A 26,919-nucleotide genomic window follows, 5' to 3' on the forward strand; every position below is an offset into this window, starting at 1 on the left:
CCCGCTACCCGACGACCTCCGCACCGCTCTGCTCAAAATCCGCGCCTGTGATGCGCACTAATTTGAGCCAAGTCGGGACCGGCGAATCCGGCCTGCCGCCTTGGCACTCAACGTCGAGGTCTGATCGTAAACGGGAACGCCCTGGAGGACTGTGTCTAACCTACGTCGAATCGCTGCTATCGTCGTCTCGCTCGGTAAATCAACCATCGAATACTTTCTGCCCCCCAGCCTTAACTGCTTTAACCTTACGGCTTTCGAGGCTTTCTACCATAACGCACTCTGGTAGGTGCGGCGTTATTCCGTCATGTAACAGTCGCTGTAGGGCCGGAACGTCTGCGCAACCAACGCCCTCAACCTGGCGCGCGAACGCGCCGCGCGGCCTGTGCCTCGCAACCGCCGGCCGGCCAGCACACTCGCTAACACGATCGGGAACAATAGGCAGCCGCGTGGTCGCATCACGCTGAGGTCGCAACGAACCAGCGCGGCCGGTATCACCGCACGCTTCGCTTCCAGGCCGAACCTGCGCGCAAGATTTCTCGGAGATGAGGCAGCTCAACGGCCTTTCTTGCTCAACGCGAAGAAGTCGGTTCGAGTGGTCGATAAATCTAAGATTTCAAACCCGACGTAGTCCAGCATCTTTTCGATGAGCTGGACGTCAAACACGTGGTGATGAAGCGTCCGGTTTTCAAAATTCTTCAAGCTTCGTTGCCGAAAATGTTCCAGATCACCCGCCGGGGGATCCATCGGCAGGTCGTGGAGCGCGAGGATCTCTTCCAGGTGCGTGAGGTCATCCTCTCCCACGTCGCTGTTGAAGTCGTCCAGCAGGTGCTCGAACGTGGTGAACGGCCGCCGATGGTCGAAGTTGCTCTCTTTGTTGGGCAGGACCAGTATCAGAGCGCCATCGGGTCTGATCACCCGCCTCCACTCATGCAAGGCCTTGATCGGGTTTGCTACGTGCTCAAGGCAGTTGGAGGACAAGAGGAAGTCGTACTGCGCGGATTCGATCTCGGCCAAGTCCGCGGCCTCATCAATGAACTGGCGGCCGCGTTTACCCGGGTAATATCTGTAATCATTCCCCGCCTCGATGCTGCCCTCCCATACCGTATCCGTAGCGAAGTTGACACCGTCCAATCCTGCCGCGAACTGATAAAGAGGCAGCACCGTCTTGAAGAGCAAGCTCGGACCACCGACTTCGACCCCGTATTTGCCGTCTACGAAGGACTGATACTTGCGTCGCAGCGGCAGTCGCAGGGCCGCGTACTTCACGGCAAAGAATAGGTCGGCCGCCGGTTTCACCGCCGAACGCAGCATTCCGCTCCCTTCAAGTTGTTCAGAAGTCTCATTCGAGTCGTGATCGCAGCAGAGCCACCGCCGCGTGAGGGATGCTCAACCGTGCTCCCACGGCAAAGAACAAACCTACGCCGAGTGCCAGCAATCCAGGGGCGACTACAGCTAGGAGGCCGACCGCGCCACCCGTGACGCCCGCGAGTGAACCCTTGAGCAGCATCCTGCCGCGCGCCCCGGCGTTGTCGGCGTCGGTAGGTCGGAATTCGCGCGGCAGGATGGATCTGACGTCGGGATCGGCCAAGATTGCCGCCAGTCGCTGAGGGTCGGGAAAAGAGAGGTCAACCGTCTGGCCGCGGCCGCCTTTTGCTTTGAGATCGGCTACGTTTCGCGTGTCGAGATAGGCCTGGACGTTGACCTCCTGTTGATGTGCCCCTTCGGCCCAGGCGACGGCCTTCAGCACCAACCCGTAGCCGAGCGCGCCAAAGGCCGCCACGACAATGAACACCCACGTTACGGCGCCCTGCATCGCGAACCGGCTGAACCGGCAGGCGCGCGCTCTGTCGAGACTCGCGAACACCGCCACCAGAGCCACCGGGTAAACGAGCAGGACAATGTCTAGATAGCGCGCCGCGATCGCGGTCCCACGACCGTACGCAAGCAGCACAAGCTGGACCGCGACCCACACACCAATTCCGACTGCTACCCAGACACGGTCGGAAATGCCAGGCCGCCTTGCCACGGTGTGGTAGCAAAACCAGACCATCGGGACGAACCCCGCACCGACCACGGCGGCAAATCGGCACAAGCCCTGGATAAAGGAAGTCCATGGGACGCTTATCGGATGTGGGATAGACGCGGCCCATAGGATCATCGCCAGAGCGATTAACGTGAGAACGACAACGCCAGCGATCTCACGGCCGCACCGCTTTCTGACGTCGGTAGCGATCTGCAAGCCTACGAGTGCGACGACGGCGAGAACTGCGGCCACACCCGTCGCAAACGAGAAGTAACTGAGGACCGCGGCGGCCAATCCGCCAAACCAACGCGCGGAAAACGGCGTCGCGAAAGCGAACGCGACCAAGGCCGCGATGCCGAAGAGCAACGCGAGGTAGACCTGGCCCTGAAACCCCCACAGGGTGTTCTCGTAACCCATTGGCAGGGCGAACAGAAGCGCGACAAAGCCTGCCAGGAGCATTCGGCGATGCACCGCGATAAGGGGCATCAGCAGCGCCGCCAGCCACGTGATCACCGCGGTGTGCACAATCGCGCCAAAGACCATCTCGAGGCGCACGTTCCACTCACCGGCCAGCTCGAGATGTGCCAGTGCGAACACGCGGAAAACGAGGATGCGGTGTTCATTGTGAGCGGCCATGAGATCGGCGAACGATAGTGTGCCCTTTAGATACGGGGAAAAGAGATTCGCCGCCTCACCGTCCCATTGATCCCCAAAGGGCATCGGCGAACCCAGGGCAAAAATGGTGATGAGCTTGCCACCCAAAACAACACACGCGACCGCGGCAAGTAGGACGATCGTGGCGCTGCGCCGTGTTCGCGTATCTGGCGGTTCATCCCTCGGACTTGTCCCTGTCTCGTGTTGAACCTCAACGGCTGGTGCAGCATCCGGGGGCATAAGTTTTTCATCCTGTGCGCGCATTGAGTTGGCCGAGGTCGCTTTCATAGGCGGCGCTTTCCGTACCGCCACAGCACTCGCAACGCCCCCAGCGACGCTAATCCGCCGCCGGTCCACCGCAACACCGGCCGCCGCATCGCCACCCCGTACCAATGCAGGTAGGCGGGCAACCAGCCGACCAGATCGAACTTGCTGGTGCCGGCGGCTCGGTCATCCCAGCTGCTGGGGACTTCATCGACCCGATACCCGAGCAGATGCGCTTTGGTGGTGAGCTCCAGTCCCACTTCGAATCCTCGCCCGCTCTCCACGGGGACTTCGTCGAGGAACCGGCGGCTGTAGGCGCGGAAGTTCGTCGTGGCATCGTGCGTCGGGATGCGCCCGACGTAATGCAAGCTGAGTCCGGCGGTCCGCGACATCAGCGTCTTCAGTCGGGGTCCGCCGTGCTGGGCACCCCCGCGCATGTAGCGGGATCCGCTGACGACGTGCGCCCCCTCGTCGCGAATCTTGGCCGCCATCAATGGGATCACCGAAGGCGGATCCGACAGGTCGGCCATGCTGGTGACGACGACGTCGCCGCGCGCGGCCGCGAAACCGGCGATCAAGGCGTTGGCCACGCCCTTCCCGAGCGAGTTGCGCACCAGCCGCACGGTGGCCGGCCTGTCGGGCATGGCGGCCAGCGCGGGCAGCGTGCTGTCCTCGTCAAAGTCGTAGCACACGAGGAGCTCGTGCGGGGTGTCGGCCAACGCCTCGGTGAGCCCGCGGACACAGAGCTGAATGTTTTCGCCCTCGTTGTAGACCGGAATGACCACACTCACCAGATGCTGATCGTCGGCCATGGATCGAGAATCGGGCTTACGGGCGCGAATCACGAACTGCCTGCCCAAAATTGGCCACGCCATTCGCGAGCGCAGGTACCAGCGCACCAGGATCGGCGCTTGCGGCAAGGGCGAGGCCGACGTGTAGGGCAGAAACCGGTCGCAGCTTTCCACGATCTCGAAATCGCACGACTGCAGCAGCTCGGTCAGCGATCGATCGCTGATCGGCACCGTGTGATCCCAGAAGTCCCAGTAATCGCCGGGGACGAACCGGATGTTCGGGCCCATCGCGATGAGGTGCCCACCCGGCTTGAGCACCCGGCGTGCCGCGGCGATCGTGCGCTCGACCTCTTCCTTGCTGCGCAGGTGCTCCAGCAGGTTGCTCGTGAAGACGACGTCGACCGACCCGTCCGCGAGGAAGCCGAGGTCGTCGGCGCGGCCGTGCTGGAACTCGACGCCGGGTTCCAGCATGCCGGCGCTGTCCGGGTTGAGGTCGACGCCGATCCGGCGCGCGGCACTCACGTGGTTCAGGAACTCGCCGTAGCCGCAACCGAGGTCGACCACCGTGTCGCTGCGCCTGATCCACGCCTGGAAGAAGTCCCGGACCAACACGGCCCAGATGGCCGAGCGCGCCTCGCAGGCGTGGCCGAAGCGATTGCGGTAAAGCTGCTGAAGGTCGGGCCTACCCGCGATGCGCATGACGTTCTGGTGGCGACGACAGTGGCACGTCAGATGGTTCCGGCATCGACGGCGTCGACGATCCAGGGTATGACCTCGTCCAGCATGGAATCGAGCGTCGTCGCCGCCTCGAAACCCAGGACCTCGGACGCCTTGTGGACATCGGGTGAGCGCAACTGGACGTCATGCTCGAACGGCGGGTCGCTCTCGTAGCGAAACGGGGTGTCGGGGCGCATCTTCTTCCAAATCACTTCCGCCAGTTCCAGCACCGTGGTGGCTTGGGGAGTCGAAAGGTTGAAGTCCCCGTTCAGCGCGGCCGGATGCTCCATGCAGACGCGGATGCCGAGCGCCAGGTCGCCGCCGTAGGTGTAGTGGCGCACCTGGGTGCCATCGCCAAGGATGTGCAAAGGGTCCTGGCCCTTCGCGACCTTCTGGATGAGGTCGGGCACGACGTGGCTCATCGCGAGTTTGACGTTGCCGCTGGGGATCTCGCGGCCGCCGAGCGCCCGCTGCTCGCCGGTGCCCACGCAGTTGAACGGGCGGATGATCGTGTACGGCAGGCCGTATTGCTCATAGGCACCGTGCGCGAAGTACTCGCAGGCCAGCTTCTGAAAGCCGTAAGTGCTTGTCGGAGGCGGACACTCGGCGATGTGTTTCTCCGGCGTCGGGAAGACGGTGGCGTTTTCGAACACCATCGAGGAACTGATCACATTGATCTTTTTGAGCCAGCCCTTGCGGTACGCATAGATGGCGGCGTCGAAATGGGCGGCGGCGATGCGTTCGTTCTCGGCCAGCAGGTCGTAGGCGTACTCGTGGAAGTACGTGATGCCGCCGATGCGGGCCGCGCTGGCCACCAGCTGGTCACACCCCTCGATCAGCTGGAACATCAAATCCACGTCTTTGACGTCGCCCTCGACGAAGGTGTAGCGCGGGTGATCGTCGTAGCTCTTCCTGACCTTGCCGTATTTGGAGTAATTGTCGATGCCGACCACCTCGTGGCCGGCGCGCAGCAGCTCGTCGACGACGTAGCCGTTGATGAATCCCGCGCTACCGGTGACGAGAACTTTCACCGGGCCGGGGTTCCCGTGCTTGCCATGGCGGCCCCGCTCGGCGCGTGGGGCTCCGGTTCGCTGACGTCCAGGCAGCCCCAGACGTCCTCGACGATCTTGTCCGGCGGAATCTGCAGGCCGCGGTAGATCGAGTGCGGCACGCCGATGACGATCACATCGGCACGGCCCAGAACGGCGTCGAGCGCGAAGTAGTCCGGGCCGTCCAGGAACGGGTCGTGCAGCATCACTTTCTTGGCCTCCAGCATGAGCAGGTGCCGGAGCTTGAAGCTCAGCGAGTCGCGCGTGTCATCGCAGTCCGCCTTGAACGTCATACCGAGAAGGCCAACGGTCTTGTCGCGCAGGTCAACCCGGCGCTTGAGCATGTTGACGATGAACTGCGGCTGGCCCTCGTTGATCAGCATGGCCGCGTGCCCCAGCATGAAATTGTTGTTGCTGAACGCCGCGAGCTGCATGGTGTCCTTCAGCAGGCAGGGGCCCGCCGCCAGCCCGGCCCGGGGCAGGCTGTCGACCCGGGCGTTCTTGTAGGTGGCCGCGTGGTGCACCCGGTCGAAGTCGAGCCCGGCCTCGCGGCTGAGCAGGTAGAACTGGTTGGCCACCGCGAACTGGATATAGCGGTACGCGTTGCAGAACAGCTTGGCCAGCTCGGCCTCCTGCGGCTCGACCTCGATGATCTCGCTGGTGATCTGCGAGAACAGCTCGCGCACGATCCGGCGCCCTTCGGCGTCGAAGCCGCTGATGATCTGCGGAATCATCCGCAGCTCTCGAATCGAGTGGCCCTGCGCGATGCGCTCCGGGCAGAAGGTGACGTGGACGCCGATCCCCCGCTCGGCGAACATGTCGTGGACGCGCTGGCTCAGCCCGGGGTAGACGGTGCTTCTGAGCACGAGCGTCTGCCCGTCGTGGAAGTACGGGCTGATCTCGTCGATGATGCGAAAGAAGGTGTGCGCCTGCGGTGTCAGGTATTCGTCCACCGGCGTGCCCACGACGCAGATCACGATGTCGGAATTCCTGACCGCCCACGAATCGGTGGTCGCCGAGATGCGCCCAGTCGGCAACAACCGCTTGAGCAGATCCTGGGCGCCGTTCTCCACGAAGGGCATACGGCCGGCCATGATCGTCTTCAACGCGGTCGCGTTGGTGTCCAGAATGTCGACGTTGAATCCCACGTCCGCGAGCACCAGCGCCAGGGGAAGCCCGACGTGTCCGGCACCGCCGATGATGCAGATGCGCTTATCGGATTGAGTCTGCATGTGAACCGCCGCCTCCCGACTCTTCCCCATCTTCCGACAGCTTCAGCCCGATGCCTGCTGCCTTCGACGTTCATGGCTCCTTTGCGGTGAAGCCTACGAGCTGGAGTATCCGAACATAGGCGTTTTCAGCAAACCCGCCCAGATCGGAAAGGTCGTCGAAACCTTCTATTAGTCGGCGTGATCACGAAGTGCAAGACCGACGACGCATACCTTGCCCTCGCACGGCGCGGGTCGTCTCGTCGCAATGCGGTGGGGTTGCCGGCAACCCTGGCTCAGCGCGTCTTGATGCCGATAAACATCCCCCGAAGCTGTGCGGAATAGGAACCACCTAGTAACGATTCAGCAATGCTTGGCTCGAGATGGTCATATTGCTCCAGCACAACGTCAAATCCAACGTCTTTGACCCCTTGGAGCAGATGCTCACGTTGAACCCAGAAAGACCGGCGATTGTCCCAAGAAGCCCACCGCGAGGTTTCGCGCCGACTGAATGACCGCTCATCCTTGAATTCGGTAAACCATCGGCCAGGAACCCCGTCGTGTTCAGCCGGCGCCGACAGCAGAAAATTCACCGGTTCGCGTTTGAGAAGCAATCTATCCCACGCCTGTCGCAAGCTCGTACTCAATCGAAGTCTGGTGTCGATAGGGCGGATGATCGAAAATTGTGTTTGCAAGATCAATAGCTTTCGGGTGACCGAGGAAAGCGTCTTTAGATATTGCATTGGATACTCAAGATGATAAAGCAATCCGCTGCAAAAAACCGCGTCGAAAACACCGTGATCAGCGATATTCAAGGCGTTGTCCTGGACGAAGTCCAGATTAGACAGGTCCGTCTTCGACTTGACATAGTTGCAAGCTGCAATATTTAGCTCGCGTACCTCGAGGCCGAGGACCTGAAATCCCATGCGCGCGAACTCAACCGCGTATCCGCCCTCTAGGCAGCCAATATCAACCAAGCGCAGCTGAGTTTTATCCCCGGGAAAGACTGCCTCCAGGATGTTGCGCGCCGATATGCAATACGGATAGTCCGCCATCGACAGCTTCGATTCGGGTTTAGTGAACGTTCCATCATCGAGACGAATGTTGTGATGAGTGAATTGCAGCTGGTCAGTGAATTTCGGAATCATATGTTGTTTGCCCGATCGTTGTAGCGCAAGATTTGACGCATTACGCGAAGTCGCCCGAGTGCGCCAACGGATTATGGTGGATTAGAAAGGACCCTCAGACCGCATCGGCGCAAAACATAGGTTGCCGCGCTGAGCCAGCAAGCTCGGATTGTCCGAACGGCGACAGATTTAAGTCTGCGGGGCAGCGGTCGGCGGATCCCCGCGACCGAAAACGTTGGTAATGAACCCCTTTCGCCGAAGCGCGTCGTGCCCTTAACCTTCCAGCTCCCAGCCCGCCCAAGGTGCGCCACCCCATCTTCGCTGTGAGCCTGTTCCGATTCGAGAATAATAGTTTTCGACAAGAAAGTTGGCTTTTTGGCATTCTCTATGGCGTCCGTGCCGCGGGCGCCTCCAACGCAGCTCTTAGGCCAACAGCTCTAGCCGGCGACCGCTCCAGGCTCCGAGAACGGCGCCCCGAACTCGGTCACCGGCTGCAGACCGCGCTTGCGCACCTTCGCGGCGGCGTCGCGGATCAGCTTGTAGATCGCGACGAACGCGGCGTGATCGGTCATCACGAACGGTGTCAGCAGCCGGTTGTGCACCAGCGCGAACGCCACCCCCTCCGCGGGATTGGCCCAACCGACCGACCCGCCCAGCCCGACGTGCCCGAAGCCCGGCATCACGTTGCCGATCGGCAGGCTGTGATAGCCCAGGTGGAAAGCCAACGGCACGAACAGGTTCCGGTCCGGCCGCAGGCTCCGCCGACCGGTCAGCCCGGCGACCAGCTCGCGGGACAGGAATCGGGTGCCGTCGATCTCGCCGCCGTTGGCGATCGCCCCGTACATCCGCGCGAGCGCGCGGGCCGTCACCACGCCGTTGGCCGCCGGGATCTCGGCGTCCAGCAACGGGATCTCACCCTGCGCGGCGGCGATGACGCCCGGGAAGTACATGGACCGCCACCCACCGGACAGCTCGTGGGCGACCCTGCGCGTCACGTAGCTGACCACGGGGTTGGCGACGAGGTTCTGCGGCATGATGATCTGCGCGGCCCGCGTCGGGGACTCGGCCGGCGGCCGGCCCAGGTGCATCCCGTCGGTACCCAATGGCTCGGCGAGCTCCTCGCGGATCAGCGCGCGCATGCCCTTGCCGGTCACGCCCCGGGCGAGCCCGGACATCAGCCAGCCGAACGTCAGGGCGTGATAGGCGGATTTGCCCAGCAGGCGTCCCGGCGACGCGGCCGCCAGCCGCTCTTCCATCAGGGTGTGGTCCAGCAGGTCTTCCTGGGTGGCGCCGCGCAGGCCCGACAGCCCGGCGTGGTGCCGCATCACTTGCCGCACCGTGAGTTCGGCCTTGCCGTTGGCCCCGAACTCCGGCCAGTACTCGGCCACGGGGGCCTCGTAGTCGATGAGCCCGCGATCGGCGAGCCGGTGGATGACGGTGGCGGCCATGCCCTTGGTTGCCGAGAACACCATCGGGGCGGTGTCGGCCGACCACGGCACGTGACCGCCCCGGTCCTCCCAGCCGGTCCACACGTCAACGGCGGGTTGACCGTCGACGTAGACGGCCAGCGCCCCGCCACCGAACCGGCGGGCCGGGAACATCGTGGAGAAACTCCGGACGACGCAGGCGAAATGTGGGTCCGCCGCACCGGACACGCGATGGCCTGCGTCAGGGCCATCGTGGACGGGGACCGCGCGGCGAGCGACCCGAGACTCCATTGTCACGGTATTGAATTTACTTGGATTCCATACTGTCCGTAGGGGAAACCGCGGCTAATTTACCTTTCCGTTAGGAAGACGCGGCCTGAAGTATTTGCTGGGCCGCCAGCGCCGGGGTCAGCTCCCCCGCCTTGACTTGGCGTTCCACGTCGGCGCGGATTTTGCGCACCGCCGGGTTGGACAGCGCCCGGTCCAGGACGGCGTCGCGAACCATCTGCCAGGTCCAGTCGACCTGCTGGGCCCGCCGGCGCTCGTCGAGTTCCCCGGCGTCGGCGAGCACCTTGCGGTGGCGCTCGATCGTCTCCCACAGCTCGGCCAGGCCGGTTCCCTCCGTCGCGCTCATGGTGAGAACCGGTGGCCGCCAAAGTATTTCGCCCGGATGGATCAACCTGATCGCCGCGGACAGCTCCCGCGCGGCCTTGCGCGCCTCGCCCAGGTGCTCGCCGTCGGCCTTGTTGACCACCACGATGTCGGCGAGCTCCAGCGCGCCCTTCTTGATGCCCTGCAGCTGGTCGCCGCTGCGCGCCAGGGTCAACAGCACGAAGGTGTCCACCATGTTTGCCACGGCCACCTCGGACTGGCCCACGCCGACCGTCTCGACGAGGATCACGTCGAACCCGGCGGCCTCCAGCAGCACGATGGTTTCCCGCGTCGCCTTGGCCACCCCGCCCAGCGTGCCCGACGTCGGCGACGGGCGGATGTAGGCGTCCGGGTGCACCGCCAGCCGCGCCATCCGGGTCTTGTCGCCGAGGATCGAGCCGCCGGTGCGGGTCGACGACGGGTCGACGGCCAGCACCGCCACCCGGTGGCCCCGCTCGATCAGGTGCATCCCGAGCGCCTCGATGCTGGTGGACTTCCCCACCCCGGGGACCCCGGTGATGCCGACGCGGTGCGCGTTGCCCGCGTGGGGCATCAGCTCCAGCAGCAGCTGTTGGGCCTTTTCGTGGTGGTCAGCGCGGGTGGATTCCAGCAGCGTGATGGCCCGCGGCAGCGCCGCGCGGTCGCCGCCGAGAACGGCCTTGGCCAGATCCTCGATGGAGCCCTTCATATGGCACGCGCCGAGCGTGACGTCACGGCGAGAAAACGGACCGATTCTCGCCATGACATCACGTTCGCGGGAAGCATTGGCGACGTCACTGGCCCAGGTCATACCCCAGCCGCTCGGCGAGCTTGTGCAGCAAGCCGATCGCGGCATCGGCGATCACCGTCCCGGGCGGGAAGATGGCGGTGGCCCCGGCGGCGTACAACTCGTCGAAGTCGCCGGGCGGGATGACGCCGCCGACCACGATCATGATGTCGGGCCGCCCGACCTCGGCCAGCGCGTCGCGCAGCGCCGGCACCAGCGTCAGGTGCCCGGCGGCCAGCGAGGACACCCCGATGACGTGCACGTCGTTGTCGGCGGCCTGCCGGGCCACCTCCTCCGGCGTGGAGAACAGCGAGCCGACGTCGACGTCGAACCCGATGTCCGCGAACGCCGTCGCGATCACCTTCTGCCCGCGGTCGTGGCCGTCCTGCCCCATCTTGGCCACCAGGATCCTGGGCCGGCGCCCGTCGGCCTCGGCGAATTTCTCGACCAATTCGGTGGCGGTGGCGATGTTGGTGGCCTTTCCGGCTTCGTGACGGTAGACCCCGGCGATGGTACGGATCTCCGCCTGGTGACGGCCATACACCTTTTCCAGCGCGTCGGAGATCTCGCCCACGGTGGCCTTGGCCCGAGCGGCGTCGATGGCCAGCGCCAGCAGGTTGTTGCCCAGCCCGTCCTCGCCCGCGCGGCCGGTGGCGGCGGCCGCGCGGGACAGCTCGGCGAGAGCCGCGTCGACGGCCCGCTGGTCCCGGTTGGCCCGCAGCTCTTGGAGTTTGGCCAGCTGCTCGGCGCGCACGCGGCTGTTTTCGACCTTGAGGACCTCGATCTCCTGGTCCTCGTCGACCTGGTACTTGTTCACCCCGATCACCGGCTGCTGGCCCGAGTCGATGCGGGCCTGGGTGCGCGCCGCCGCCTCCTCGATGCGCATCTTGGGGATGCCGTCGTCGATGGCCTGCGCCATGCCGCCGTGCTCGGCGATCTCGGCCATGTGGGCGCGGGCCGCCTGCGCGAGGCGATGGGTCAGCCACTCCACGTAATACGAGCCGCCCCACGGGTCGATGGGCCGGGTGGTCCCCGACTCCTGCGCCAGCACCAGCTGGGTGTTGCGCGCGATGCGGGCGGAGAAGTCGGTGGGCAGCGCCAGCGCCTCGTCCAGGGCGTTGGTGTGCAGCGACTGGGTGTGACCCTGGGTGGCGGCCATCGCCTCGATGCAGGTGCGGGCGACGTTGTTGAAGGCGTCCTGGGCGGTCAGCGACCAGCCCGAGGTCTGCGAATGTGTGCGCAGCGACAGCGATTTGGGATTCTTGGGGCCGAACTGCGACACCAGTTCGCTCCACAGCAGCCGGCCGGCGCGCAGCTTGGCGACCTCCATGAAGAAGTTCATGCCGATGCCCCAGAAGAACGACAGCCGGGGCGCGAACTTGTCGATGTCCAGGCCGGCGTCCAGGCCCGCCTTGATGTAGTCGACGCCATCGGCCAGCGTGTAGGCCAGCTCCAAATCCGCTGTGGCGCCGGCCTCCTGGATGTGGTAGCCGGAGATCGAGATGGAGTTGAACTTCGGCATCTTGGCGCTGGTGTAGGCGAAGATGTCGGAGATGATGCGCATCGACGGCTTGGGCGGGTAGATGTAGGTGTTGCGCACCATGAACTCTTTGAGGATGTCGTTCTGGATGGTGCCGGCCAGCTTCTCCGGCGGCACCCCCTGCTCCTCGGCGGCCACCACGTACAGCGCCAGGATGGGCAGCACCGCGCCATTCATCGTCATCGACACCGACACCGCGGACAGGTCGATGCCGTCGAACAGCTGCCGCATGTCGAGGATGGAATCGATTGCCACACCGGCCATCCCGACATCCCCCTGGACGCGGGGGTGGTCGGAGTCGTAACCGCGGTGGGTGGCCAGGTCGAACGCCACCGACAGGCCCTTCTGACCCGCGGCCAGGTTGCGCCGGTAGAACGCGTTGGAGTCCGCGGCGGTCGAGAACCCGGCGTATTGGCGAATCGTCCAGGGCTGGTTGACATACATCGTCGGGTAGGGGCCCCGCACGAAGGGCGGCTCGCCGGGGAAACTGTTCAGCGGGTAGCCCTCGGCGGCCGCGGCCGCGCGGTCGGCACCGATGTACACCGGTTTGACGTCGATGCCCTCGGGGGTGTGCCACTGCAACTGCTCGGGCGTGTAGCCGTGCGCCGACGCCGCCGCGGCGACGTGCTCGGCCACGGCGGCCTCGGTGGGCGGCGGCACGGCGCGGTCGCCGTGCAGCGGGACATTGGCGAAACTGCCGATCGCGGGCGTCGTCATCGTCATGGCGGCTAGGCTCCCAGTCTGGTGAGCAGGTTCGACAAGGCTTGCACCGCATTGATTTTCGCGGTCAGGTACTCATCCGGCCGGTGCTCGCCATCCTGTTCGGGCCCGGCCAGGTAGACCCTGTCCACGCCGGCGCTTCGGGCCGCCTCGACCACGGCCGCGGCCTCGTCGTGATAGCGCTTGTCGGTGCCGCAGATGACGACCACCGGCGACCGCGCCGCGGCGACCGCCGCGGCGACCCCGGCCGCGTCGACCGGGCCGGGGTTGGCGGCCTCGATGCCGCCCGACGCCAGCAGGTTCGCCGCGAACGTCGCCCGGACGTTGTGCTCGGCCAACGGGCCGAGCGGCAGCAGCAGCGCCTGCGGGCGCGAACCTGTGCGCGCGAGGTACGCGTCCGAGCGATCCCGCAGCGCCTCGAATTCCGCCGCGTAGCGCCGCACCGCCGAATCCCCCTGCGGCTGCGCTTGCTTCAGGGGCGGCTCCTCGAGGTTCGGATATTCGTTGACGCCGGTGATCGCGGTGCGCCGGTGCGCGATGTCGTCGGCGCGCCGCGCCGCCACCTCGGCGACCTGCTCGGCGACGTAGTCGCGGGCCTCGATGAAACCGCCCCGCGCCTCGATGTCCTGGAATTGCCGCCACGCCCGCTGGGCCAGCTGCTCGGTGAGGTCCTCGACGAACCACGACCCGCCCGCGGGGTCCAGCACCTGCCCGACGTGCGACTCCTCCAGCAGCAGCAGCTGCGTGTTGCGGGCGATCCGGCGCGAAAAGCCGTTCGCCACACCGGGAAAGCCGCCGGGGATCGCCGCGTCGAACGGGGACACCAGCACGGTGTCGGCGCCGCCGACCCCCGCGCCGAAGGCGGCGATCGTGACGCGCAGCATGTTCACCCAGGGGTCGCGCTGGGTCATCATCGGCAGCGAGGTCTCCGCGTGCACGACGGCCGCGCCGCCGTCGGGGTCGCCGACGACCTCGGCGACGCGCGCCCACAGCTGGCGCGCGGCGCGCATCTTGGCGATCGTCGCGAACTGGTCGTCGTCGGCGGCCAGCCGGAAGCTGATCTGCCGCAACGCCTGGGCGACGGGGATCCCGGCGTCGGTGAGCAGCCTCAGGTAGGCCACCGCGGCCGCGACGCCGCCGGCCAGCTCCCACGAGGCGTTGGCGCCCATGTTGTGGAAGGCGGGCCCGTCGACGGTGACCGCCCGCACGCCGGGGCTGGCGGCCACCCGCGTCGCGACGGCCAGCACCTGCTCCGTCGCCGCGGTTTCCCGGCGGCTCAGTGGCGCGGTCAGCGGGTCGGCGCCCAGGTCGATGGACAGCGCGTCGCGCCGGTCCGGGTCCAGCTCGTCGACCAGCTCCAGCAGGGCGTCGCAGGCCGCGGCGTACCCGGCGCCCGCGTCGAGGATCACCGGCACCAAATCCAGGTACACGCCCGAGAGCAGCGACTTGAGCTCGCGGGGCTCGCCCACCCGCAGCAGCAGCGCGCTGACGCCGTCGGCCAGGGCGGCCAGCACCGCGCCGTTGTCGGCGTCGCCGCCGGGGACCGGGAACGCCTCGGCCACCTTCCAGCCCGCGTTGACGTCGCGCCGCGCGTCGGCGCCGCGCACGAAGGTCCACTCGCCGGGCAGCGCCGGTTCGGGCAGTTCGTCGAGCGCGGTGTAGAGCGCCCGGATGGCGATCCCGTCGTAGGTCGGGTTCTCCAGCAGCCGTTCCGGCTCGTCCCCCAACTCGCCGGGATCCTGGTGGCCGCTCTTGGACAGCACACCGGCGACCGCAGTGCGCCAACGCCCGCGAACCTGTTCTAGGTCGGCGAGATCGTGTACGTCAATGGACACCGATTGCTCCCTTTTTCCCAGCAATTGGGGCTCTGCCACGTACTAATGAGGCTAATTGATCGACGCTCTTCGCTAAAAACCGCGCGGCGCGCGAGCCGGCCCGATCGCCCGGGAATGAGGGAGAAACGCCAGGCGCGGGAAACGCGTTCTTCACCCGCACCCCGTAACCTTTACGGGCGTGACGGCTTCCGCCACCTGCAAAATCGCCGAGACGCTGCGCGATGTCGGCTGCGCGCTGCGCGCGGCGGCCCGCCGGCTGTCGCGGCCCCGGGCGCTGGCGACAGTGGCCGGTATCACAGCCCTGATCGTCGCGGCGACATTGCTGCCTCTGCCGTCCCCGCTGCAGATGCGGGACTGGGCGGAATCGGTGGGCCCGTGGTTTCCGCTGGCGTTCCTGGGCGCGCACGTCGTGGCCACGGTCGTGCCGGTGCCCCGCACGGCGTTCACCCTGGCCGCCGGTCTGCTGTTCGGGCCGACGCTGGGGGTCGCGATCGCGGTGGTCGCCAGCACCGCGAGCGCGGTGCTCGCGCTGCTGCTGGTGCGCGCGGCCGGGTGGCAGCTCAACCGCCTGGTCCGCCACCGCTCGGTCGACACGGTGGACCAGCGGCTGCGCCAACGCGGCTGGCTGGCCGTCCTGTCGCTGCGGTTGATCCCCGCCGTGCCGTTCTCGGCGATCAACTACGCCGCCGGCGCGTCGACCGTGCGGGCGCTGCCCTACACGGCGGCCACGCTGGCCGGTTTGCTGCCCGGGACCGCGGCCGTGGTGATCCTCGGCGACGCGCTGGCGGGTCATCCCAGCCCGCTGTTGTTTTTGGTGTCGCTGTGCACGGGGGCGGTGGGCGTGACGGGGCTGATCGTCGAGATCCGCCACTACCGGCAACACCACCGCGGGGCGCAGGACGCCTCGGCCGCCGAGCCCGCCGCCGCCTGACCCGACGCGAATCCGACGACGCGGCCGCGTCGTGGCGGGCGTGAATCCCCGGCGTCGGCTGTGAGTGCCGGGCGGAAAAATCGCCGGATCACCGCCCCGAGTTCCCTCGCGAAGCCGCGGTCTCACGCTCGAGGCCCCGGGCTCACTCGCAACGCCGCGGGCATTTGCTGCCCGGTGTCGGCCCCCGCCCAGTAGCGTCCGGAAAGACCGATACCGACGACCCGGGAAGCCACATGACCCCAAACGACACCGCCGCCGCCCGGCGCCATTCCACCGCCGTCGTGATCCTCGCCGGGCTGGCGGGGCTGATAATCGGCGCGATCGCCGTCTTCGCCGTGACCGGCCTGGTTTGGACGGTCCGGGTCCAGCTGCCGCCGCCGCCCTATCCGCCGCCGCTGACGTCGAACGCGCCCGGTTGTGTCCTTCCGGCCCCGCCGGGCAGCGCGCCCACGTCGGCGCCTTCGGTGGGCGTCCCGCCGCTACCACCCCCGCTGCCGCGCTGACGCATGAGGTCGCCGGCCTCCGCCGGGTTCTCCACCGACGGCCCCGATCCCAGCAACGGCCTGCCCGCCACCTCCGGGGCGAAGATCAGGGTGACGGCCCCGATGACCCCGGCGAACATCAGCATGTACGCCGGCATCATGGGATTCTTGGTGCCGGCGACCAGCGTCTCGGCGATCAACGGGGTGGTGCCGCCGAAGGCCGACACCGCGATGTTGAAGCCGATCGACACCGCGCCGTAGCGCACGTTGGTGGGGAACAGCGCGGGCAGGATCACCGGCTCGAGGCTGCTCAAAAACAGCATCGGCAGCCCGACCAGCAGGACGCCGGCGAACTTGGTCGGATAGGCCCCGCCGAAACGCATCAGCGTGAACGCCGGCAGCGAGACGGCGATGAGCAGCCCGCATCCCGTCCACATCAGCGGTTTGACGCCGACGCGGTCGGACAGCATGGCGACGAACAGGACGCCGACGGTCAGCACGGCCAGCACGATGAGGACCATCACGAGGGCCGCCCTGTCCCCGACGCTCGCGGTCTTCTTCAGGTAGGTCGGCACGTACCCGCTGACCATGTAGCTGGTGTCGGTCACCGCCAGCTCCACACCCATGCAGATCAGCAGGGGTTTCCATTGCCGCACGACCGTCTGCACGAACTGCTTGCGACCGGAGGTGGGTTCCCGGGCCGCGCGCATCTCCTCGTAGTCGGGCGATTCCTCGATCCGTGAGCGCAGGTACAACGCGATCAGCCCGAGGGGCGCGGCCAGCAGGAACGGCACGCGCCAGCCCCAGGCCAGCATGTCGCTCGTCGACAGCGCGGTCTGCAGCGCCGTCACCAGCGCGGCGCCCACCACGAACCCGGCCAGCGTGCCCACCGGGAGGAACCCGCCCAGCATTCCCCGCTTGTGGTCCGGGGCGTGCTCGGCGATGTAGGTCATGGCGCCCGCATACTCCCCGCCGGACGACAGGCCCTGGCAGATCCTGACGACGGTGAGCAGGATCGGCGCCCACACCCCGATGGTGTGGTAGACGGGCAGCACGCCGGTCACCGACGCGCACACCGCCATCAGCGAGATGGTCATCACCAGCACGGGCTTGCGCCCGATGCGGTCGCCGAGCGGCCCGAAGATGAACCCGCCCAGTGGGCGCACGACGAAGCCCGCCGTCATCGTGCCGAAGGTGGCGATGAGGTTGCCGGCCTCGGAGTTCTCGCCGGGGTAGAACTTCTGCGCGAGGATGGTGGCGACGAGGCTGAACAGCGTGAAGTCGTAGGCCTCCATGAAGTTGCCGATCGCGGTGCCCTGGATCGACCGTTTGGTGGCGCGGGCGTCGACGACCGTGATGTGGTCGGGCGCCTGCCCACTGCGTCTACCGCGTTTCATTGGGTACCAGGCTTACCCGAAACGCTCGACGAGTAAGCGACCGCCCCGCCCCCGGGATGACACCCTTGGGAGGATGGGAGGCATGTCGCAGACGCATCCCCCATCGCGGTTTGCCGGGGCGGGCGCGCGGCTGCTGCGCTCCCGCCGGTTCGTGCGCGCACCCGTCTGGATCTACAAGGCCCGCGGGGGCGCGCTGTTCGGCTCGCGCCTGCTGATGCTCGAACACATCGGGCGCAAGTCGGGCGCCCCGCGCTATGCCGTGCTGGAGGTCGTCGGCCGCCCCGGCCCCGACTCCTACGTCGTCGCGTCCGGCTTCGGCCGAACCGCCCAGTGGTTCCGCAACATTCAGGCCAACCCGCGGGTCCGTGTGTACGCGGGCAGCCGCGCGCCGCGGCGCGCCACCGCCCGCGTTCTGGGCCAACGGGAGGCCGACCGCACGCTGGCCGCCTACCGCGACCGGCATCCGCGAACCTGGGAGCGGTTCCGTCCGGTGCTCGAGCAGACGCTCGGCGCGGCGATCTCCGACACCGACACCCCGCTCCCGCTCGTCGAGCTGCGGCTTGACTAGTCGTCGGTACTCAGCGGGTATCCGGGCCCTTGACCGTCATCGCGGCGAACGTGGCCAAAAACGTCGCGGCCGGAAGGGTGTTGACGACCTTGTCCCGCGCCCGGATGTGCGCGCCCACCGCCAGCACGAAGTACACCGTCAGCATCGCCGTCGTCAGCCTCGCCAGGCCGGGGAAACGGGTGACCGACAACAGGCCGATCGCCGCGGCGGCCTTGACCACCGGCAGCACGCGCCGTGCCTCGTCGGGCACCCCCAGGTCGTCCAGCACCTTCTTGATCGGGGCCACCTGGACCCCGCACGCCACCGCATCGCCGGCATGGAAAGCCGCAAGCGCCACATAGGTTTTCGGTGAAGTCAGGGCGCTCATACCCGCGAGCCTATTGGGTCAACTCGGGCGGAACCCCCGGCTGCCCGTCGACCGGCTGCCGCGCGATCGCCTCGGCCTTGGCCACGGCCTGGGCGATCGCCGGGTCGGTCTCGGTGGAGAACCAGTCGGCGACGTCGGCGTCGTCGTCGCCGGCGTGCCTGGGCGCGTCATCGACCGGGGAGGGCTCGAACCGGAACACGCCGTCCTCGCCCGGCGCGCCCAGCAGCTTGGTGAACCCCTGCAGCGCCGCGCTGAAATCGCTGGGCACCACCCACACCTTGTTGGCGTCACCGCGTGCCATCTCCGGCAGCGTCTGCAGGTACTGGTAGGCCAGCATCTCCGGGGTCGGCCTGCCCGCCTTGATCGCGGCGAACGTCTTCTCGATGGCCTTGGCCTCGCCCTGCGCCCGCAGGTACGCCGCGGCGCGCTCACCCTGGGCGCGCAGCATCCGCGACTGCCGGTCGGCTTCGGCGGCCAAAATCGCCGCCTGCTTGGCGCCCTCGGCGGCCAGGATCTGCGCCTGCTTTTGGCCCTCGGCCTCCTTGATCGACGACTCCCGCATGCCCTCGGCGGTCAGGATCATCGCGCGCTTCTCGCGGTCGGCCTTCATCTGCTTTTCCATCGACGCCTGGATCGACGGCGGCGGGTCGATCGCCTTCAGCTCCACTCGGGCCACCCGCAGGCCCCAGCGGCCGGTGGCCTCGTCGAGCACGCCGCGCAGCTGGCCGTTGATCATGTCGCGGGAGGTCAGCGTTTGCTCCAGCGTCATGCCGCCGACGACGTTGCGCAGCGTGGTGGTGGTGAGTTGCTCGACCCCGACGATGTAGTTGCTGATCTCGTACACCGCCGCCTGCGGCACGGTGACCTGGAAGTACACCACGGTGTCGATGCTGACCGTCAGGTTGTCCTCGGTGATGACCGGCTGCGGCGGGAACGAGACCACCCGCTCACGCAGGTCCACCCGCGCGCGGATGCGGTCGATGAACGGGATCAGCAACGTCAACTGCCCACTGACCGTGCGGCTGTAGCGGCCCAGGCGTTCGATCACCGCGGCCTCGGCCTGCGGGATCAACGCGACGGACTTTGCCACCACGATGATCCCGAAGATCACCAGCGCAAGCGCCACCACCAACAGAGCGACTGCCATCGTTTCCTCCTGTTTCTCCAGAGGGGTTTACACGCCCTTGAACACCACCGCTGTGGCGCCGTCGATCTGCATGACGGTCACCCGTTCGCCGGGTTCGTACACGTCGTTGTCGTTGAATGGCCGCGCCGTCCACACCTGGCCGTCCAGCTTCACCTGGCCCTCGTCCCGTGCGACGCGGTCGAGCACCAGCGCGCTTTTGCCCTCCAGCGCGGCGACCCCCATCGGCAACCCCTTCGCGGGCGCGATGCGGCGCCGCAGCGCGGGGCGCACCCCGATGAGCAGCAGGATGGACACGGCCACGAACACCGCCGCGTTCGCCCACACCGGCCACCCCAGCAGCCAGGTGCTCCCCGCGGCCGCCAGCGCTCCCCCGGAAAGCATCAGCAGGGACATATCGCCGGTGAGCGCCTCCGCACCGGCGAGCACCAGCGCGAATATGAGCCAGATCACCGCGGCGGGCATGCGGCCAGAATACGCGTAATCCGACTTTGCCGGACCAAACAACTACACTCCGAGATCATGTGGTGTCCCAGTGTCTCGCTATCCCTGTGGGCCAACGCCTGGCTCGCGGGCAGGGCCGCGCCCGACGACGTCTTGGACGCGTTATCCCTCTGGGCGCCAAAGCAATCGGTCACCGCGTATGATGCGGTCGCCGCGGGCCACACCGGGCTGCCGTGGCCCGACGTCCACGACGCCGGGACGGTGACGCTGCTGCAGACGCTGCGCGCGGCCGTTGGCCGGTCCCGCGCGCGGGGGGCGATCAACGTGGTGCTGCCCGTGCCCGGGGACGTGCGGGGGCTGGCCCCCGGGACGCAGTTCGAGTCCGACGCCCTGGCCGCCGGCGAGGCGGTCATCATCGCCGGCCCCGACGACCCCGGCGCCGCCGTCGGGCTGGTCCCCGAGTTCAACTACGGCGACCTCGACGAGATCGAAGAGCACACCGGGTTGCCCGAACTGTGCGGGCTGTTCTGGACCGTGTACTCGCTGCCCGGCGCGCCCGCGCTCGAACACCACGAACTGGGCGACTCCGAGTACGCGCTGCGTTCGGCGGTGCGATCGGCCGCCGACGCGCTGGGGGCCATCGGGCTGGGAGCCGCCGCCTGCGACGTCGACGACCCGCGGGCGCTCGTCGAGCAGCTGCTGGAATCGGCACGGCAGCACCGCATTCCCGGCCACGCGCCGTCGCGCGCGCTGCGGGTGCTGGAGAACGCCGCACACGTCGACGCGATCATCGCGGTCAGCTCCGGGCTCGCGGGGATCGGCCCGCAGTCGTCCTCGCAGGCTCAGATCACCAGCGACGCGCTGCGGCCACTCGCCTCGGTGGTGCGCTCCGCGCGGATGGCGGCGGTCAGCGCGATCCTGCAGTCGGCCTGGGCGGACTAATCGCTCGCCGCGGCGCAGTGCGGCGGGCGGCACGCTTCGCCGTTGACGCTGGCGAGGCAGCCCGGCACGGGATCGGGCCCGCTCACCCGCCGCGGCGCCCGGCCGTGGCGGAGCTCGTCGATCAGGTCGGCGGCCAGCCGGGCGAATCGCCGGTCCGCGTTGGGCGTCGCGGCCCGGGCGAACGCGATCCCGGCGGCCTCGGCCTGTGAACGCAACTCGTGGTCGAGATCCCAGACGACCTCGATGTGGTCGGCGACGAACCCGATCGGGCAGACGACGACGGCCTTCGTGTCGCCCAGGCGGGTCAGGTGGTCGGCGACGTCGGGCTCCAGCCACGGCACCCGCGGCGGGCCCGACCGCGACTGCCAGACCAGGTCGTAGTCGGCGTACCCCGCCGCGGCCGCGACCAGCCTTGCGGCATAGGCGACTTGGCGGCTGTACAGCCTCGGGCCGCAGCGCTCGTCGGCGGCCACCGGGACCGAATGCGCGGTGAACACCAAGCGCGCGCCGGCGGGCACCGTCCCCGCCGCCGCCGCGATGGCGCCGGCGAACATCTCCACGAAGAGCGGGTGGTCGAAATAGGGCCGCAGCTTGACCAGCTCGGGGGCGTCCGGTCCGGCCGCCCGGCGCGCGCGGGCGATGTCCTCGACGTACTGCGTGCAGCTGGAATACCCGCTCCACGCCGACGTGGTGAACACCGCGGCACGACGAACACCGTTGTCGCGCATGGCGGTAACGGTGTCTTCGACGTAGGGCTCCCAGTTGCGGTTGCCGAAGTAGACCGGCAGGTCCTGCTCGCGTTGCAGCTGCGCGATCAGCGCGCGGTTGATGCCGTTGATCGGGGACACGCCACCGAAATGCAGGTAGTGCCCGGCGACGTCGTCGAGGCGTTCGGGCGGCACGTTTCGGCCGCGGGTGACGTTCTCCAGAAACGGCCGCACCTGCTCGGGCCCCTCCGGCCCGCCGAAGGACAGCAGCAGGACGGCGTCAAACTCCACGGAAATCCATTGCCGATTACAGCAATTGGGTGCTGGCGCCGCCGTCGGCGTAGATGACGGTCCCGGTGGTGGCGGGCAGCCACTCGGAGAGCAGCGCGCACACGGTTTTGGCGACCGGGGTCGCGTCCTTCATGTTCCAGCCCAGCGGGGCGCGCTGGTCCCAGCCCTCCTCGAGCAGGTGGATCTGCGCGCCCGCTTCCTCGCCCAGCGCACCGCCGACGATCGCGCTCATCGCCAGCGTCCGAATCGGCCCCGCGGCAACCAGATTGGAGCGCACGCCGTACCTGCCGGCCTCGCGGGCCACGAACCGGTTCACCGACTCCAGCGCGCTCTTGGCCACCGTCATCCAGTTGTAGGCGGGCATTGCGCGCGACGGGTCGAAGTCCATGCCGACGATGCCGCCGCCGGGGTTCATGATCGGCAGCAGCGCCTTTGCCAGCGAGGCATACGAGTACGCCGAGATGTGGATGCCCTTGGAGACGTCCTCGTAGGGGGCGTCGAAGAACGGGTTGATGCCCATCCCGGTCTGCGGCATGAAGCCGATCGAATGCACCACGCCGTCAAGCTTGTTGCCCTCGCCGATGACCTCGGTCACCCGGTTGGCGAGGGTCTGCAGGTGCTCCTCGTTTTGCACGTCGAGCTCGATCAGCGGCGCCTTCTGCGGCAGCCGGTCGGCGATGCGCTGGATCAGCCGCAGCCGGTCGAATCCGGTCAGCACCAGTTCGGCCCCCTGCTCCTGGGCCACCCGCGCGATGTGAAACGCGATCGAGGAGTCGGTGATGATCCCCGTGACCAGGATCCGTTTGCCTTCGAGCAGTCCTGCCATGTCCGTCCTTCGTCCCTCAGTGACCCATACCCATGCCGCCGTCGACCGGGATGACCGCGCCGGAGATGTAACTCGCGTCCTCGGACGCGAGGAAGCTGACCACGCCCGCGACCTCGGCGGCGGTGCCGACCCGCTTGGCCGGGATGAATTGCAGCGCCCCCTCCTGGATCCGCTCGTCCAGCGCGCGGGTCATGTCGGTGTCGATGTAGCCCGGGGCCACCACGTTCGCGGTCACGTTGGCCTTGGACATCTCCCGCGCGATCGAGCGGGCCATGCCGATCACGCCGGCCTTGGAGGCCGCGTAGTTGGCCTGGTTGCCGATGCCCCAGGTGCCGGAGACCGAGCCTATGAAGATCATTCGGCCGAACTTGTTGCGCTGCATGCTGCGCGAGGCCCGCTGAGCCACCCGGAACGCGCCGGTGAGGTTGGCGTCGATGACCTTCGCGAACTTCTCCTCGGTCATGCGCATCAGAAACGCGTCGGCGGCGACTCCGGCGTTGGACACCAGCACCTCGACCGGGCCCTGGTGCTCCTCGATCTCCTTGAAGGCGCGATCGACGGCGTCGTTGTCGGTGACGTCGCACTCGACGCCGAACAGCCCGTCGGGCGCCCCGGATCCGCGGTGCGTGACGGCCACCTTGTGGCCGTCGGCGGCCAGTCGCTTCGCGATCGCCAGACCGATCCCCCGGTTTCCACCCGTCACCAGGACCGAACGGGGTACGAATGCGGGTCTGCCTTCGTCAGTCACCCCGCCAACCTATCGTCTTGCCTGTCGCGCACTGCAATCGGCTCTTCGCGGGATCCGACCGTCGCCGAGCGTGCAGCCACTGCGAAAAATCGTGCCGGATTTCGCATTGGTTGCACGTTCGGTGCGCGAACGCCGCAAACGCAGAGCTAGGTCGGCAGGCGGCGGTTGATCAGCAGCGCCGCCAGCCCCGCGAGCGCCAGCACCAGCGCGCCCAGGCGCAGCCAGCCCACGCTGGCGTCGCCCTTGATCGTCTCGTAGCCGATCTGCTGCTGCAGCGACGCGTAGACGGCCTTCAGCTCGGCCAGGGTGGCGGCGTTGTACCAGTTCCCCCCGGACAAGTCGGCGACCTTCCTCATGGTGGAATCGTCGACCGGGACCGGCTGGCGCTGGTCGTTGATTTCGACGAACCCGTAGGGGGTGCCGAACGAGATCGTCGAGATCGGCACGCCCTGGTCCTTGGCGGTGCGCGCGGCGGTGAAGGCGCCCTTGGGGTTGTCCGGGTTGGTCGGCATCGTCTCCTTGCCGTCGGAGAACAACACGATCCGCGCCGGCGGCGGGGTGTCGCCGCCGCCGATCACCGCGCCGACGGTGGCGATGGCCTGCAGCGCCGTGAAGATGCCCTCCCCGGTGGCCGTGCGGTCGGCGAACTGTAGCTTGTCCAGCGCGTTCTTGGTCGCCTCCCGGTTGGTCGTCGGCGACACCAGCACGGTCGCCGTGCCCGCGTAGGAGATCAGCCCCAGGTTGATTCCCGGGGTCAGCTCGTCGGCGAACGCCTTGGCCGCCTCCTGCGCGGCCGCCATCCGGTTGGGCGCGACGTCGGTGGCCCGCATCGACTGCGACACGTCGATCACCAGCATCACCACCGCGCGATTGCGCGGAATGCGGACGTCCTTGGTGGGTCCCGCCATCGCGATCGTCAACAGCACCAGCGACGCCACCAGCAGGATCGCCGGCACGTGCCGCCACCCCGACGGCCGCTGCGGGGCAACGCTTTCCAGCAGCTCCATGTTCGCGAAACGCAGCATCCGCCGCTGGCGCGCCAGCTGCAGGACGATGTACAGCGCGGCCAGCCCGGCGACGACGAGGAGAAAGAGGAAGAACCACGAATGGGCGAAACCCGACAGGCTCATCGGGCCCAGCAGCGGCAGGGTCACTGGCGTCCCGCCAGTGCCCCGCGCCGGCGGGACTCGACGAACCGGACGATGTCGGCGATCCAGTCGCGGTCGGTGCGCAGGGTCAGCACCGGCGCCCCGCAGCCGCGGATGGTGCGCGACACCTCCTCGCGGTGCGCCGCGGCGGCCTTGGCGAAGTCGTCGCGCAGCTGGGCGTCGATGGTGAACTCGCGGGTGACCCCGGTCTCCGCGTCCTGCAACACGACGTCGCCGACGTCGGGCAGCTCGACGTCACGGGGGTCGAGCACCTCGATGGCCAGCACCTCGTGGCGTGCCGCGATCGCCCGCAGGGGGCGCGTCCAGTTGATCGGGCCGAGGAAATCGCTGATGATCACGGCCATGCCGCGGCGGCGTTCGGGCCGGCGCAGGGCGTCGATGGCCGTCGCCAGGTCGCCGCGAACCCCGACCGGCGCCTTCGGCGTCGTCGCGATGGTCCGCAGCAGCTGCTGTTCGTGCTGGCGCCCCGAGCGGGCGGGCACGCGGGTGATCGTGGCGCCGGTGGAGATGATCGCGCCCAGCCGGTTGCCGCCGCCGCTGTTGAGGAAGGTGATCGCCGCCGCGGCCGCCACCGCCAGGTCGCGCTTTTCGCACACCGTCGTGCCGAAGTCCAGGCTGGCCGACATGTCGATCACCAGCCACGTCTCCAGCTCGCGGTCGGCGATCATCTGCCGGACGTGCGGGTGGGTGGTGCGCGCGGTGACGGCCCAGTCCATGCGCCGGACGTCGTCGCCGGGCTGGTACTCGCGCGACTCCCCCGGCTCCGTGCCCGGCCCCGGGATCAGCCCGAGGTGATCTCCGTGCAGGACGCCGTCGAGCTTGCGCTTCACGGTGAGCTCCAGCGTGCGCAGGGCCGCCGACAGCTTCGGGTCGTCGATCTGCCCGCGCTGGAACGACGGCGGGCGATTGGCCGCGGGCCTCCCGGCGGGGCGCGGGTCCGTCACCGACCGGTGGCCGCTCCCGCGGCCTGCATCACCGGCGGCACCGAATGACCTTGCTGCGGAATGGCATTCACCTGGGGCAGGGCGACCGTCTGCAGGACGCGGCTGATGACGATCTCGGGCGAGATCTCGTCGGCGAGCGCGTCGTAGGTGAGCACCAGGCGGTGGCGCAGCACGTCGGGAATGACCTCCACGACGTCCTGCGGGATGACGTAGTCGCGGCCGCGCACCAGCGCCAGCGAGCGCGCCCCGGCGATGATGCCCAGCGAGGCGCGCGGGGACGCGCCGAACGAGATCCACGTCTTGACGTCGTTCATGCCCAGCTGTTCGGGGTGGCGGGTGGCGGTGACGACGCGGACCACGTAGTCGACCAGCGCGTGGTGGACGAACACGTTCGACGCGATGTCCTGCAGCCGCAGCAGGTCGCCGGTGTTCAGGATCTGCTTGGGCACCGGCGGCTTGACGCCCATCCGGTAGATGATCTCGCGCTCCTCTTCGGGCGTCGGGTAGCCGACGTTGATCTTGAACAGGAAGCGGTCGCGCTGCGCCTCGGGCAGCGGGTAGACGCCCTCGTGCTCGATCGGGTTCTGCGTCGCCATCACCAGGAACGGGTTGGGCAGCGGGAAGGTCTTCCCGCCGATGGACACGTGGCGCTCCTGCATGACCTCCAGCAGCGCCGACTGCACCTTCGCCGGGGCGCGGTTGATCTCGTCGGCGAGCAGGAAGTTGACCACCACCGGGCCGAGCTCGGTGTCGAACTCCTCCTTGCCCTGCCGGTAGATGCGGGTACCTATGATGTCGGTGGGCACCAGGTCGGGCGTGAACTGGATGCGCGCGAACGTCCCGCCGACCACCCGGGCGAACGTCTCGACGGCCAGCGTCTTGGCGACGCCCGGAACGCCCTCGAGCAGGACGTGACCCTTGGACAGCAGCCCGACCAGCATCCGCTCGACGAGCTGGTCCTGGCCGACGATGATCCGCTTGACCTCGAAGATGGCCCGCTCCAGCGTGTGGACCTCGGCGGCCAGGCCGTTACCGCCGCCGAGAGGCGCTTCTTGGGTCGGGGCGCCGGCCTGGCCGCCCGGACCCGGGTAGTTGCTGGCGCCCGGGGGCGGCCCACCTGCTGTTGTCATCAAGAATCCTCCACAGCTCGATCGGACACGACGGCCGGGCAGCGACGTGCCCTGGTC

General features: G+C 67.8%; 22 protein-coding genes and 1 pseudogene. 3 read left to right on the plus strand and 20 right to left on the minus strand.

Annotation, left to right across the window (positions count from 1 at the left end; translation table 11 throughout):
• Positions 1–552 precede the first annotated feature (552 nt).
• The 10 genes from BST11_RS21595 to mutA form a co-directional block, all read right to left on the minus strand.
• Positions 553–1,311 carry a class I SAM-dependent methyltransferase gene (locus tag BST11_RS21595; protein ID WP_083140050.1) on the minus strand — a complete coding sequence of 253 codons (759 nt, stop codon included), beginning with the start codon at positions 1,309–1,311 and terminating at the stop codon, positions 553–555.
• Positions 1,312–1,339: 28 nt separating this feature from the next.
• Positions 1,340–2,965, minus strand: a complete 1,626-nt coding sequence (locus BST11_RS21600) for a hypothetical protein (RefSeq protein ID WP_142276485.1) — start codon at positions 2,963–2,965, stop codon at positions 1,340–1,342.
• Entirely contained in the window at positions 2,962–4,431 is a 1,470-nt protein-coding gene (locus tag BST11_RS21605; protein ID WP_083140052.1) for a glycosyltransferase, read from the minus strand. Before BST11_RS21605 ends, BST11_RS21600 begins: the two co-directional genes overlap by 4 nt.
• A 29-nt stretch (positions 4,432–4,460) precedes the next feature.
• The gene (locus BST11_RS21610) at positions 4,461–5,480 is read right to left on the minus strand and encodes an NAD-dependent epimerase/dehydratase family protein (protein WP_083140053.1); all 1,020 of its coding nucleotides are present in this window, start codon (positions 5,478–5,480) and stop codon (positions 4,461–4,463) included.
• On the minus strand, positions 5,477–6,730 hold the full coding sequence (locus BST11_RS21615; RefSeq protein ID WP_083140054.1) for a nucleotide sugar dehydrogenase: 1,254 nt from the start codon (positions 6,728–6,730) through the stop codon (positions 5,477–5,479). Before BST11_RS21615 ends, BST11_RS21610 begins: the two co-directional genes overlap by 4 nt.
• A gap of 272 nt (positions 6,731–7,002) precedes the next feature.
• The gene (locus tag BST11_RS21620) at positions 7,003–7,854 is read right to left on the minus strand and encodes a class I SAM-dependent methyltransferase (RefSeq protein WP_083140055.1); all 852 of its coding nucleotides are present in this window, start codon (positions 7,852–7,854) and stop codon (positions 7,003–7,005) included.
• Positions 7,855–8,270: 416 nt separating this feature from the next.
• Positions 8,271–9,551, minus strand: a complete 1,281-nt coding sequence (gene lipL / locus BST11_RS21625; RefSeq protein ID WP_276033826.1) for an esterase/beta-lactamase LipL — start codon at positions 9,549–9,551, stop codon at positions 8,271–8,273.
• Positions 9,552–9,621: 70 nt separating this feature from the next.
• Positions 9,622–10,599, minus strand: coding sequence for a methylmalonyl Co-A mutase-associated GTPase MeaB (gene meaB / locus BST11_RS21630; protein ID WP_083140057.1), 978 nt, complete (start codon positions 10,597–10,599; stop codon positions 9,622–9,624).
• A gap of 85 nt (positions 10,600–10,684) precedes the next feature.
• The gene (scpA, locus tag BST11_RS21635; protein ID WP_083140058.1) at positions 10,685–12,940 is read right to left on the minus strand and encodes a methylmalonyl-CoA mutase; all 2,256 of its coding nucleotides are present in this window, start codon (positions 12,938–12,940) and stop codon (positions 10,685–10,687) included.
• A gap of 5 nt (positions 12,941–12,945) precedes the next feature.
• Positions 12,946–14,772 (minus strand): methylmalonyl-CoA mutase small subunit, encoded by a 1,827-nt coding sequence (gene mutA / locus BST11_RS21640; RefSeq protein WP_083140059.1) that lies wholly within the window; start codon positions 14,770–14,772, stop codon positions 12,946–12,948.
• A gap of 178 nt (positions 14,773–14,950) precedes the next feature.
• Between mutA and BST11_RS21645 the strand changes: the two genes are divergently transcribed.
• Entirely contained in the window at positions 14,951–15,703 is a 753-nt protein-coding gene (locus BST11_RS21645; protein WP_083140060.1) for a TVP38/TMEM64 family protein, read from the plus strand.
• Between the two features lie 382 nt (positions 15,704–16,085).
• Here the strand turns inward: BST11_RS21645 and BST11_RS21650 are convergent, their stop codons facing one another.
• On the minus strand, positions 16,086–17,582 hold the full coding sequence (locus BST11_RS21650) for an MFS transporter (RefSeq protein ID WP_083140061.1): 1,497 nt from the start codon (positions 17,580–17,582) through the stop codon (positions 16,086–16,088).
• Positions 17,583–17,655: 73 nt separating this feature from the next.
• Between BST11_RS21650 and BST11_RS21655 the strand changes: the two genes are divergently transcribed.
• Entirely contained in the window at positions 17,656–18,150 is a 495-nt protein-coding gene (locus BST11_RS21655) for a nitroreductase family deazaflavin-dependent oxidoreductase (protein ID WP_083140062.1), read from the plus strand.
• A gap of 10 nt (positions 18,151–18,160) precedes the next feature.
• Here the strand turns inward: BST11_RS21655 and BST11_RS21660 are convergent, their stop codons facing one another.
• Genes BST11_RS21660 through BST11_RS21670 form a run of 3 tightly spaced genes read right to left on the minus strand, consistent with a single transcriptional unit; the run spans position 18,161 to position 20,126 of the window.
• The gene (locus tag BST11_RS21660) at positions 18,161–18,517 is read right to left on the minus strand and encodes a DoxX family protein (protein ID WP_083140063.1); all 357 of its coding nucleotides are present in this window, start codon (positions 18,515–18,517) and stop codon (positions 18,161–18,163) included.
• Between the two features lie 10 nt (positions 18,518–18,527).
• Positions 18,528–19,664, minus strand: a complete 1,137-nt coding sequence (locus tag BST11_RS21665) for an SPFH domain-containing protein (RefSeq protein ID WP_083140064.1) — start codon at positions 19,662–19,664, stop codon at positions 18,528–18,530.
• A gap of 27 nt (positions 19,665–19,691) precedes the next feature.
• The gene (locus BST11_RS21670) at positions 19,692–20,126 is read right to left on the minus strand and encodes an NfeD family protein (RefSeq protein ID WP_083140065.1); all 435 of its coding nucleotides are present in this window, start codon (positions 20,124–20,126) and stop codon (positions 19,692–19,694) included.
• Positions 20,127–20,183: 57 nt separating this feature from the next.
• Between BST11_RS21670 and BST11_RS21675 the strand changes: the two genes are divergently transcribed.
• Complete coding sequence (locus BST11_RS21675; RefSeq protein ID WP_083140066.1) at positions 20,184–21,047, plus strand: hypothetical protein; 864 nt, start codon at positions 20,184–20,186, stop codon at positions 21,045–21,047.
• On the opposite strand, the pseudogene BST11_RS21680 reads toward BST11_RS21675, so the two are convergent.
• From BST11_RS21680 to moxR1, 6 genes and pseudogenes are all read right to left on the minus strand, one after another.
• Positions 21,013–22,045, minus strand: a pseudogene (locus BST11_RS21680) (ferrochelatase). The gene BST11_RS21675 and the pseudogene BST11_RS21680 sit on opposite strands and share 35 nt — an antisense overlap.
• Before the next feature lie 16 nt (positions 22,046–22,061).
• Positions 22,062–22,871, minus strand: coding sequence for an NADH-dependent enoyl-ACP reductase InhA (gene inhA, locus BST11_RS21685; protein ID WP_083140068.1), 810 nt, complete (start codon positions 22,869–22,871; stop codon positions 22,062–22,064).
• Between the two features lie 16 nt (positions 22,872–22,887).
• The gene (gene fabG1 / locus BST11_RS21690; RefSeq protein ID WP_083140069.1) at positions 22,888–23,619 is read right to left on the minus strand and encodes a 3-oxoacyl-ACP reductase FabG1; all 732 of its coding nucleotides are present in this window, start codon (positions 23,617–23,619) and stop codon (positions 22,888–22,890) included.
• Between the two features lie 146 nt (positions 23,620–23,765).
• Positions 23,766–24,773 (minus strand): VWA domain-containing protein, encoded by a 1,008-nt coding sequence (locus BST11_RS21695; protein ID WP_067318377.1) that lies wholly within the window; start codon positions 24,771–24,773, stop codon positions 23,766–23,768.
• Positions 24,770–25,732 (minus strand): DUF58 domain-containing protein, encoded by a 963-nt coding sequence (locus BST11_RS21700; protein WP_068212469.1) that lies wholly within the window; start codon positions 25,730–25,732, stop codon positions 24,770–24,772. The genes BST11_RS21695 and BST11_RS21700 overlap by 4 nt, the downstream gene beginning before the upstream one ends.
• On the minus strand, positions 25,729–26,862 hold the full coding sequence (moxR1, locus tag BST11_RS21705; protein ID WP_067318380.1) for a chaperone MoxR1: 1,134 nt from the start codon (positions 26,860–26,862) through the stop codon (positions 25,729–25,731). Before moxR1 ends, BST11_RS21700 begins: the two co-directional genes overlap by 4 nt.
• Positions 26,863–26,919: the final 57 nt, after the last annotated feature.

It is taken from the genome of Mycobacterium alsense, from assembly GCF_002086635.1.
In the GTDB taxonomy this organism is placed as follows: domain Bacteria; phylum Actinomycetota; class Actinomycetes; order Mycobacteriales; family Mycobacteriaceae; genus Mycobacterium; species Mycobacterium alsense.